The 10,304-nt window shown below is 71.7% G+C and carries 12 protein-coding genes and 1 other RNA gene; 4 read left to right on the top strand and 9 right to left on the bottom strand.

Translation table 11 applies throughout. The features are described 5' to 3' along the window. Positions 1-34 precede the first annotated feature (34 nt). Positions 35-415 (bottom strand): STAS domain-containing protein, encoded by a 381-nt coding sequence (locus tag H9640_RS01975; protein ID WP_191789037.1) that lies wholly within the window; start codon positions 413-415, stop codon positions 35-37. A gap of 271 nt (positions 416-686) precedes the next feature. On the opposite strand from H9640_RS01975, the gene H9640_RS01970 reads away from it, so the two are divergent. Then, positions 687-956, top strand: a complete 270-nt coding sequence (locus H9640_RS01970) for a DUF7218 family protein (RefSeq protein ID WP_191789036.1) — start codon at positions 687-689, stop codon at positions 954-956. Positions 957-969: 13 nt separating this feature from the next. Then, complete coding sequence (locus H9640_RS01965; protein ID WP_225226511.1) at positions 970-1,542, top strand: DUF6328 family protein; 573 nt, start codon at positions 970-972, stop codon at positions 1,540-1,542. 33 nt (positions 1,543-1,575) lie between these two features. Here H9640_RS01965 and H9640_RS01960 read toward each other — a convergent pair whose 3' ends face one another. The 3 genes from H9640_RS01960 to H9640_RS01950 form a co-directional block, all read right to left on the bottom strand. Continuing rightward, positions 1,576-2,037, bottom strand: coding sequence for a DUF1579 family protein (locus tag H9640_RS01960; protein WP_191789035.1), 462 nt, complete (start codon positions 2,035-2,037; stop codon positions 1,576-1,578). A 38-nt stretch (positions 2,038-2,075) separates the two neighbouring features. Further along, an RNA gene (gene rnpB / locus H9640_RS01955) (RNase P RNA component class A) lies at positions 2,076-2,477 on the bottom strand. 14 nt (positions 2,478-2,491) lie between these two features. Beyond that, complete coding sequence (locus tag H9640_RS01950) at positions 2,492-2,878, bottom strand: tautomerase family protein (RefSeq protein WP_191789034.1); 387 nt, start codon at positions 2,876-2,878, stop codon at positions 2,492-2,494. 100 nt (positions 2,879-2,978) lie between these two features. Here H9640_RS01950 and H9640_RS01945 point away from each other — a divergent pair, with 100 nt between their 5' ends. Then, positions 2,979-3,752 (top strand): YaaA family protein, encoded by a 774-nt coding sequence (locus H9640_RS01945; RefSeq protein WP_191789033.1) that lies wholly within the window; start codon positions 2,979-2,981, stop codon positions 3,750-3,752. A gap of 170 nt (positions 3,753-3,922) precedes the next feature. On the opposite strand, the gene H9640_RS01940 is transcribed toward H9640_RS01945, so the two are convergent. The 5 genes from H9640_RS01940 to H9640_RS01920 form a co-directional block, all read right to left on the bottom strand. Beyond that, complete coding sequence (locus H9640_RS01940) at positions 3,923-5,152, bottom strand: bifunctional RNase H/acid phosphatase (protein ID WP_191789032.1); 1,230 nt, start codon at positions 5,150-5,152, stop codon at positions 3,923-3,925. Between the two features lie 360 nt (positions 5,153-5,512). Next, positions 5,513-6,322 carry a hypothetical protein gene (locus tag H9640_RS01935; RefSeq protein ID WP_191789031.1) on the bottom strand — a complete coding sequence of 270 codons (810 nt, stop codon included), beginning with the start codon at positions 6,320-6,322 and terminating at the stop codon, positions 5,513-5,515. A 91-nt stretch (positions 6,323-6,413) separates the two neighbouring features. Then, positions 6,414-6,914 carry a DUF6318 family protein gene (locus H9640_RS01930; protein ID WP_191789030.1) on the bottom strand — a complete coding sequence of 167 codons (501 nt, stop codon included), beginning with the start codon at positions 6,912-6,914 and terminating at the stop codon, positions 6,414-6,416. Between the two features lie 819 nt (positions 6,915-7,733). Further along, positions 7,734-8,468, bottom strand: a complete 735-nt coding sequence (locus H9640_RS01925; protein WP_191789029.1) for a zinc ribbon domain-containing protein — start codon at positions 8,466-8,468, stop codon at positions 7,734-7,736. A gap of 38 nt (positions 8,469-8,506) precedes the next feature. After that, entirely contained in the window at positions 8,507-9,382 is an 876-nt protein-coding gene (locus H9640_RS01920; RefSeq protein ID WP_191789028.1) for a Nif3-like dinuclear metal center hexameric protein, read from the bottom strand. Between the two features lie 70 nt (positions 9,383-9,452). On the opposite strand from H9640_RS01920, the gene H9640_RS01915 reads away from it, so the two are divergent. Then, complete coding sequence (locus H9640_RS01915) at positions 9,453-10,304, top strand: helix-turn-helix domain-containing protein (RefSeq protein ID WP_191789027.1); 852 nt, start codon at positions 9,453-9,455, stop codon at positions 10,302-10,304.

Genomic DNA, 10,304 nt, shown 5'->3' with positions numbered 1-10,304 from the left:
CGGCCCCCCCCCCCCCCCGACCGGTCGTCCGGGCTCAGACCGTGCTGTGATGCCTGTCCTCGACCGGACGCTCGATCTGGTGGTGCGGCAGCGACGGGAAGATGTCGATCACGCCCAGCATCTCCAGGACGTCGGTCACGACCGTCGGCGGGTTGCGCAGGCTCACCTGGAGCCCTTCCTCGCTGCCGATCGTGTAGAACTGCACCAGGAAGGCGATCCCGGTCGAGTCCATGAACGTCACCTTCGAGGTGTCGATCACCACGGGCACGTCACGGTCCAGGGCGTTCGCCAGGGCCGCACTCGCCTCGCTCCGCAGGGCGACGTCGATCTCGCCCCACATGTCCACCACGCTCGTGTCGGGCTGCTCGAAGAGCGTGATCCCGCCTGTCGTCGTCGTTGTCCTGCTCGCAGTCATGACGTGAGCCCCCGCTCGTCGCGTTCTCGGCACCCGACGCCTGCAGTGCCGCCAACAGAGCAAGAGTACCCCCTCCAGGCGCCCGCATGACAGCATTCTGGGGATTGCTTTACCTGGAGCGGGCATCAGGTGCATCTCCGGGCGAATCCTCCCCCTGCTCGTGGCGGTCTGACCGGGTCTGCACCACCTGAGCGCACCTTCTCGCGCGAGTGGAGCGCCGTCGTCGTACGGTCGGACGACCTGCCACGACCCGACCCGAGAGGTGGACACCATGCCCAGGCGAGACCCCGGCCCGTCCGTCAAGGACAAGGAGCTGTACGAGTCGCTGCGCGACGAGGGGAACTCGAAGGAGAAGTCCGCGCGGATCGCGAACGCGGCCGCCGCGTCGTCCCGGAGCGAGGTCGGGGCCAAGGGAGGCTCCTCACCCGCCTACGAGGACTGGAGCGTCGCCGAGCTGCGCAAGCGCGCCCGCGAGGTCGGCGTCGAGGGCCGCTCGACCATGCGCAAGGGCGAGCTCATCTCCGCGCTGCGGAACCACTGAGCGGGGCAGCCGGATGAACAGAGGGGCCGACGCCGGCGGCCCCGCGGGATCGGGCACCTCGGGCGACGGGGCCGGCACCGGGCAGCCCGGTGGCGTGCAGGACCGCCCGCGCCACGACTCGCGGGACGAGACCGACGACGAGCGGGCCGACCGGAACTGGGCCGAGCTCCTCCAGGAGCTGCGCGTCACGCAGATGGGCGTGCAGATCCTCACCGGCTTCCTGCTCACGCTGCCGTTCCAGCAGCGTTTCGGCGAGCTCGACTCCGCGCAGCGCAACGTCTACCTGTGCCTCGTGGTGCTCTCGGTGCTCGCGACGGGGCTCCTCGTGGCCCCCGTCTCGCTGCACCGCATGCTGTTCCGCCAGCACCTCAAAGCGCGGCTCGTCACGTCGGCCGACCGGCTGGCCCGGGTAGGGCTCGTGGTCCTCGCGCTCGTCGTCACGGGGACGGTGCTGCTGATCTTCGACGTCGTCGTCGGCTGGACGGCCGCGGTCATCGCAGCGGTCGGCGCGCTCGTGCTGTTCGCGCTGCTGTGGGTCGCGCTGCCGCTCGGGCTGATGCGGCGGGCGCGAGCGGGCGACGAGTAGGGCGAGCGGGCGACGAGTAGCCGGTCGCGGCGTTCAGACCCGGTGGTCGTAGACGGCCTCGACGGCCTCGTACGCGGCCTCGCCCGGCACCAGGTTGAGCATGGTCATGCGCCCGCCGCCGCCCTCGACCGGCGCGACGAAGATCTGCCAGCCCCAGTCGGGGCCCTCCGGGGCCGCGTAGCTCCCCGTGAGTCGCACGACGCCGTCGTCCCCCACCGTCCCACTGAAGAGCATCCACGCGGGCGACGAGTGCCACGAGTCGAGCCACACCGCCGACACCCCCTCCTCGCCCGAGCCGCCGCTCAGAAGCAGGAGACCCTCCTGGGGCGCGTCGCCGTCGGACCACGTGTAGGCGAGGGACACGTACTCGCGCGCCGTGACCGTGACCGACGCGGTCGCGGCCGACGCGACGAACTCGTCGGTCGGGAGGAGACGCTGGCGGTGGACGCCCTGCCACTGCCCCACGAGGTGAGCCAAGCACTCGACGATCCTCATCCCGCCAGCCTACTGACGGGCTGAGGTGGAGGACAGGGCGGATGAGTCGGTCGGTACGCCGGGTTCTGTCCCCGCGCGCGGTTGCCCCCGCACGGGTGACGGCCATCCATCTACGACGTACGTTGCCGCACGCCTCCAGCGGTCTACCCGACTGTGCTTCTCATCAGAGAATCGGGCGGGCCGCCCTCCAACACAGTCTGTCTGACCTTGCTCCAGGTGGGGTTTACCTAGCCGGACCAGTCACCTGGCCCGCTGGTGGTCTCTTACACCACCGTTTCACCCTTACCGCCCGCGACCGGAGTCGTGGGAGGCGGTCTGTTCTCTGTGGCACTGTCCCGCGGGTCACCCCGGGTGGGCGTTACCCACCACCTTGCCCTGTGGAGCCCGGACGTTCCTCGGCGACGCCACGAGGGCGCCGACGCGGCCGTCTGACCGACTCATCCGCTCACGCAGCCTACACGTCCACGCGGTAGCCCAGCGCGAGCTCGTCGCCGCTCTTGCCGCGGATGCCCCAGCTCTCGGGCGGGCTCTCAAGGATGACGACCTCGAGGTCGTCCGCCGCCAGTCCCAGGAAGGGCGCGACGTCGTCGAACATCGCGGCGATGAGCGCCCGCTTGGCCTCGCGCGAGCGGCCCGTGAAGCACACGACCTCGATCACGAGGTAGGCGTCGCTGCGCGCCGGCGCGACCAGGTCGCCGTCCTCCATCAGCAGGAAGCGGTGGAACCGCTTGTCCTCGGGCAGCCCCCAGGCACCGACGACCGCCCGGTGGATCGCGTCGGAGATGTCCTCGCGCCTCATCTCCCAGACCGTGCGGGTGCCGTAGATCTTGACCTGGACCATGCGGCACAACCTAGCGCCGCGGCTCGGGGCGCGCCACGGGTGACCATCGCCACGCGCGCGACGGGCGGGAGGGCCGCCGCGCCCGCCCTAGAGTGGCGGTGTGCTTCTGCTCCTGCCGCCCTCCGAGGGAAAGTCCGTGCCCGACGACGGCGCTCCCCTCGACCTCACGTCCCTCAGCTCGCCGCAGCTCACCCGGCACCGCAAGGCCGTGCTCAAGGCGCTCGTCGCCGCGAGCAGGCGACGTGACGCGCTCGAGGTCCTGGGCGTGAGCAGCGGTCTCGCCGACGAGGTGGCGCGCAACGTGTCGCTCGCCACCGCACCGACCGCTCCCGCCGCGGAGATCTACAGCGGGGTGCTGTACGCCGCCGCCGGCCTGGCCGACCTACCGCCCGCCGCTGCGGCGCGGGCCGAGGACTCGGTGCGGATCGTGTCGGCGCTGTGGGGCGCGGTCTCCCCCGCCGACCGCATCCCCGCCTACCGGCTGTCGATGGGCACCAAGCTCCCGCCGCTCGGGGCGCTCGGCCCGTCGTGGCGCCCCCACCTCGCCGCAGCCCTGGACCCGCGGGCGACCGGCGACGTCGTGATCGACTGCCGCTCGGCGCCCTACGCGGCCGCGTGGAAGGTGCCCGCCGGGGCCGAGCACGTCGCGGTGCGGGTGCTGCGCGAGCTCGACGGCAAGCGCAGCGTGGTGTCGCACAACGCCAAGCACACGCGCGGCGTCCTCACCGGACACCTGCTGACACGCGCCGAGCCCGTGCACACGGCCGACGAGCTGCTCAAGGCCGCGTACGAGCTGGTCGGGACCGCGCTGCTCGACGCGACGCTGCTCCCCGGGGCGCGCGGTGCGGCGACGCTGGAGCTCGTCGTCTCCTGAGGTTCTCTCGAAGCCGTGCGACCTGACGGTGCCGAGCATGCTCGAGACCGGGGCGTCAGATCGCCGAGGACGAGGTTCCGCGTGGTCGAGAACGAGGTGGAGGTCGATGGGGGCCTCATGGCGACCTCGAGGTCGTTCTCGGCACCGGGCGCGCACTGGCGCGCGGGGGCTCAGGGCTCGCTCGGGCACCCGACGACGGTCAGCTCGGTCGCGCCGTCGGCCCACAGCCGCACGATGCTCACCGACCCCGGCGGAACCCGGAAGCCCGCCCAGCGCGAGGGCGGTGCCTCGATCGCCCGCCCGACGGCGGCGCGCACCTGCACCGCGTGACCCACCACGACCACGGTCCGACCAGTGCCCTGCGCGAGAAGATCCTGCAGCCCGGCCCAGACCCGGTCCCCGACGTCAGCCATCGACTCTCCGCCCGGCGCCACCTCGGTGCCCGAGACGAGCCACTGCTCGGGATGCCCGTCCCAGCGCTCGGCGATCTGGCCAGCCGTCAGTCCTTCCCACTCGCCGAAGTGGACCTCGGCGAAGCGCTCGTCGGTGCGGACGTGCAAGCCCAGTCGGCGGCTCACCGCCCGCGCGGTCTCCTGCGCACGGACCATGGGCGACGCGACGATCTCGGTCGGCTTCGGCAGGTCCGTCCAGCGGTCCCGACCGACGCGATAGATCAGGTCGGCCGCCTGGGCGGCCTGTACCCGACCCCGCGCCGTGAGCGACGGGCCAGGGACCGATGAGCCCGAGTACGCCCCCGCGACGGTGAGCGGCGTCTGGCCGTGCCGGACCAGGACGACGGTCAACGGCTCGGCACCGTCGAACCGGGCGCGGGCCCCCGAGGGGCGCGTGGGTGTGTCGAAACCAGGGCCAGCAGCGACGGCACCGGGCGCACCGCTCGCGTCGGCCGGCTCCTCGACTGCCGGGTCCGGGTCCGCCCGCCCCTGGTCGGTCACAGGTGTGGTGTCGGCCGCCGAGTAGTCGTGGGCGATCTCGCCGCGCGAGTCCATGACCTGGTTCGCGAGGGCGTCGGCATCGGAGTTGTCGGCGCGCGGCACCCACTCGTAGGTGACCTGCGACGCGGGCAGGATCAGCGCCGCCTCGGCCGCGAGCCGCCGCATGTCCTCGTGCTTGATCTTCCAGCGTCCCGACATCTGCTCGACGACGAGCTTGGAGTCCATGCGGACGACCACGCGCGCCTCGGGGTCGATCTTCCGCGCGGCGTCGAGCCCCGCGACCAGCCCGGAGTACTCGGCGACGTTGTTCGACACGACGCCGAGGTACCGAGCGCGTTCGGCCAGCACCTCGCCCGTCAGGGCGTCGCGGACGAGCGCACCGTATCCCGCAGGACCGGGGTTGCCGCGCGATCCCCCGTCCGCCTCGACGATCAACGTCCTACCCATGCCTCGTCCTCCACGTCTGCCATCGTCCTGTCGATCCGCTCGGTCGGTGTGCCCGGTCGGTCTGACCGGTCGGCCGTCCCGGGCGAACGTCGCTATCCGGACCCCGCTGAGTCACAGTTCATGGTCGGGACCCGCACCGAGCGGTCGCCTCAGTGTTCCTCGCGCGGGCTGCTGGCGTCGAACCGACGGCGGTGGAGGCACTCCCCGCAGCGGCTGGCTGCGGGGCCGCTGGCTCGCCGGGTCGCTGGCTCGCCGGGTCGCTGGCTAGCTGGTCGCTGGCTGGCTGGTCGCTGGCTGGCACCGAGATGCTGCTCGTTGTCGCTCGTGAGTGCTGCCGGGCGACAACGAGCAGCATCTCGTTCAGTCGAGGGGCTCGGTGACGAGGCGGGAGCGGGCTTCGTGGATGGTCAGGGGCGGGGCGGTGGTCGTGGTGTGGGCGGTGCCGGTGATGGGAGTCCAGGTGGCAGAGCCGGTGATCTGGAAGCGGCCGTGCCAGGTCGTGGCCAAGGTGATGGTCGCGGTCGCTTCCTGGGTGTAGACGTGCGCCACGGTGTGGTGGGGGTAGGCCTGGCCCGGGTCCGAGGTCGTCACGGGCGTGGTGCCGTCGTCGTAGTCCCAGGTGAAGCTGACCGGCGTGGCCTCGATCGTGACGGGGATACCCAGCAAGGTCGTCGTGAACGTCTGGGGTGTGGGGCTGGTATAGGTGATCGTGTCGACGTTGACCAGGGTCCAGCCGTCAGGGGGCTGGATCGTGACCGGGGACGGGGCGATCGTCAGGCGCTGGAACTCGGCCTCCGCCAGGGGCGCCAGGTCCACTGCGGCCAGGCAGTCCCCCGGATCGGCCGGGTTCTGCAGCTCCCAACCGGACAGGCCACTGATCGTGCCGTCCGGGTTGTTGACCCAGGTCTGCTTGAAGATCGGGTCCAACGCGACCTGCTCCGCATCGCACGCCACGACCAGTGCCCCCTCACGCTCCCCCGGCCCGCACGCCCCCACCTGCCCCTTGGTCGTCGGGAAGTCATCCGTGAAACAGATCGACGCGGGCATCCGTCGAAACTCCTCCGACGCTGGCGAACCATCCGCATTCCGCGGCCGATGCGCCGATCCGTCGGCGGAAACATCGATCGCATTGACGAGTACTGAGTCGTTCTGCGCCTGCCCGCTGAGCACACCGTCCTCATTGGCCCTAGCACTCGGTGCACTCACTACGAGACCGAGCGTCAACACCGTGACTGCACCGAACTGAATCGTTCTCCTCATGTCAGCCCTCCACAACGAGGGCGAGGATCTTCCACCCATCGTTCGTGTGGAGTGTGTCAATCTGAAGACGGCCCGAGCTGCCATCATCCTCAGAGATCACTTCTCCCGCTGCGCCTTCGCTGCGATGTGGCGATTGGACGTAGTCCGCGACCACCGGGTAGCCGCCGATCAAAGTATCGAGTGCGCCGACGGTCACCGACGAGAGTTCTAGTTCCGCTCCTGTGTAGGCGTATCCGTTCTCCATTGTCGTGACACTCTCGCTACGAACAGTCGTGCAGAACTCACAGGTCTCCTCCCAGGTCATGGCGTCCCACTCCGCTAAGTCGCCGGTAGCCATGACATACGGATACAGCTCCAGGAAGTACGCCGCCGCCGCAGCAGCCCCGACCTCGTCGGTACGATCCATGTCTGCCGGCCGCTCGGGCTTCACCGGCCCCGCCGGAGTCGGCGTCGGCGTGGGGATCGGCTCCTCGCTCACCACCGGTGCTGGCGACTCGATCACCGGATCAGTCGACGAACACCCCGCCACCAGGCTGGCAAGTACCGCGCCCGTCAGCACCAGCGCACCCCGACGCCGTCGTGCACCTGCAGCGGGAGCAGGATCGCTTCCCGGACCCTCCCAGCCCACGACCTGTGCGGCATGCCGTCTGCCGCGCCCGGCCAACCCCTGCGAACCCATCCCTGCCCCCTCGGTAGGTACCCGGCACAGGGCCACACCGCCCGTGCCTCCCCAGGAACCTAACGGGTCAAAGCACCCCACCGGAACCCCTCGTCCCAGGCTGTGGACAACCACCAAGATCGCCCGCCCATACTCGACAACGCATCCCAAGGGCCAGCGGCGAGCGGCGAGCGGCCAGTGCGAGCCGAACATGCGGTTACCGCCACACGACCATGCGGTTGGCGTCCCGATTCCCCCGAAAACCGACGCCAACCGCATGCTCGGCACCGACGCACCACGCGGCCCCAGACCGGACACGTCCACAAGCACGATCACGATCACGATCACGATCACGATTACCGAGTGTGCAGTTCGGGTCGTCAACACCCCCATCCCTACCGCCCGAACTACACATTCGGCGCCTCGACGACGCGCAGCACCAGGCCCCTCGGAACGGGAAACCCCGACCACGACCTTTCGCCGCTTCGACCACGACCTTGAGGCCGCCAACCGCCCCACAACGACCTCAACCTCGTTCTCGGCGACCCGCACCGGCACCGACCCCGCCCCGGCACATCGGCCCGCCCCCAGCAGACCCCCCGGAAACCACCGAGGCCCCGCCCCCGACGACGGGGACAGGGCCTCAGGCCGCAGCAGGACGGGTCAGGCGTCGAGCCGCACCAGGATGCGCGAGCACTCTTCGCAGCGCGCGACCTGCTCGGGTCCCTTGGCCTTGATCGCGGCGACGTCGGACGGGTTGAGCTCGAGGCGGCAGCCTTCGCAGCGGCGGCCGTTGAGCACGGCGGCGCCCAGACCTCCGAGCTGGTTGCGCAGGCGGTCGTAGAGGGTGACGAGCCCGGCGTCGATCCCGTCGACGGCCTTGGCGCGTGCGGCGGTGACGGTCGCGACCTCGGCGTCGACCTCGGCGAGCTGTGCGTCGCGCTCGGCCTCGACCTCGCGCTTGGCGGCGACGAGCTCGTCGTTGGCGGCGTCGAGCTTGGCGAGCGCCTCTTCGTGGGCCTCGAGGCGCTCCATGACGCCGAGCTCGATCTCCTCGAGAACTCCCTGGCGGCGGGACAGCGACTCGAGCTCACCGACGAGCGCCTGGGCGTCCTTGGCGCCGACCTGGCCGGAGTCGAGGCGGGTCTGGTCGCGCGCCGCGCGGTTGCGGACCTGCTCGACGTCGCCCTCGGCCTTGGTGAGCTCTCGCTTGAGGTCGCTCACGGCGGTGCGGGACGCGACGAGCGAGGTGCTGAGGTCGGAGATCTGCGCGTCGAGCTCCGCGATGCGGGCGATCGAGGGCAGGGAGGCGCGCTTGTGCGTGAGCTGCTGCAGGCGGGTGTCGAGTGCCTGGACCTCCAGCAGTCGTCGCTGGTCCTCGGGGGGTGCAGTGCTCACAGGATGCGTTCCTTTCGATGCAGTTGTGGGGCGCCGTGTCAGGCGCGGTGCGCGGAGCCGATCCGGGCGGTCCAGGGGTCGGTCCGGCGGACGCTCACGCGGGTATCCACCGTACCCGTATCTGCGAGCCGTTCGGTCAGGTCGGCGGCCGCGTAGCGCAGCCAGGGCCACTCGCTCGCGAAGTGCGCGACGTCGACGAGGAACGGCCCGCCCGCGGCGCCCCCCTCGAACTCGGCGCGCTCGCGCAGCTCGGACGCGGGGTGGTGGCGCAGGTCCGCGGTGACGTAGACGTCGGCGCCCGCGCAGCGGACGGCGTCGAACAGCGAGTCGCCCGAGCCGCCGACGACGGCCACGGTGCGCACGGTCGCGTCGAGGTCGCCCGCGACGCGCACTCCTTGCTCGGTCTCGGGCAGCGCGACGGCGACGCGCTCGGCGAAGGCGCGCAACGTCGTCGGCTCCTCGAGGCGGCCCACCCGTCCGATGCCGGTCTCCGCGAGGGCGACGGCGCCGTCGGGTGCGGACGGGACGAGGGGCGACCGGTCCACGAGGCCGATCGCGTCCGCGAGCGCGTCGGCGACTCCGCGCGGCGCGGCGTCGGCGTTGGTGTGCGCGACGTACAGCCCGGTCCCGGCCCGCACGAGGCGGTGCACGAGCGAGCCCTTGAACGTCGTCGCGGCGATCGAGTGCACCGGCCGCAGGAAGAGCGGGTGGTGGGTCACGATCAGGTCGGCGCCCCACTCGATCGCCTCGTCGGCGACGGTCGCGACGGGGTCGACCGCGAAGAGGATCTTGCGCACGGGCTGGGCCGGGTCCCCGGTGACGAGCCCGACGGCGTCCCACCCCTCCGCGGTCGACGGCGGGTAGAGCGCCTCGAGGGTCCGGACGACGTCGGCGAGCGTGGGGTGTGCGGTCACGGGACCAGGCTATCCGCCGCGGGCCGGCGACGACGCGCGCCGAGCGACTCCCGCGACCTACCGTGGGGGCATGGGACAGCACTACGTGCGCGCCTCCCCGACCGGGCCGCTGGGGTCTGCGGTCGGCTCGATCCTGGGCTACGAGATCACGGACGAGGCCCCCTCGGTCCACCGTGGGCTGCCCTCGCCGTGGCTGACGTTCGTCATCAGCCTCGACGGTCCTGTACCCACCGCGACGGGTCCCGGTGACGCGCCGCTGCACCGGTACTCCTCGCTCGTCGGGGGGCTGCACCTGTCCCCTGCCTACATCCATCAGCCCGCGCACCAGGAGGGTGTCCAGCTCGCGCTCGACCCGCTCGCGAGCCGCGCACTGCTGGGCGTGCCGCCCCGGGAGCTGGGCATGGTGACCGACGCCGACGACGTGCTCGGCCCTCTCTCGCGCGACCTGCGGGAGCGGGTCGGCGGGACGGCGTCGTGGGACGAGCGGCTCACGCTCGTCGCCGAGGCGTTGCGCCGCCAGGCCGCAGGCCGCGGGCCCGGCCTCGGACCGGTCCGGGTCGAGGTCGCCGAGGCGTGGCGCCACATCCTGCGCCGGGGCGGCCGGGTGTCCGTGCCCGACGTCGCCGCGCACGTCTGGCTCAGCCCTCGCCAGCTCACGTCGCTCTTCTCGGCCGAGCTCGGTCTGAGCCCCGGCGCGGCGTGCCGCCTGGTCCGGTTCGACGCGGCCAGGGACGAGGTGCGCGCGGGGTTCCTGTCGCCGTCGGGCCTGCACCTCGCGGACGTCGCGGCCCGCACCGGGTACGCCGACCACTCCCACCTGGTGCGTGACTTCCACGCGTTCGCGGGCCTGAGCCCGACGGCGTGGCTCGCCGAGGAGCGCGCAAACATCCAAGCCGGGGGCGGTGCACCGCGAGCAGGCTGA

Origin of the sequence: Oerskovia gallyi (genome assembly GCF_014836745.1) — a bacterium.
GTDB lineage: Bacteria > Actinomycetota > Actinomycetes > Actinomycetales > Cellulomonadaceae > Oerskovia > Oerskovia paurometabola.
The sequence above is the reverse complement of the archived record's forward strand: the minus strand, read 5'-3'. Positions and strand labels throughout refer to the sequence as shown.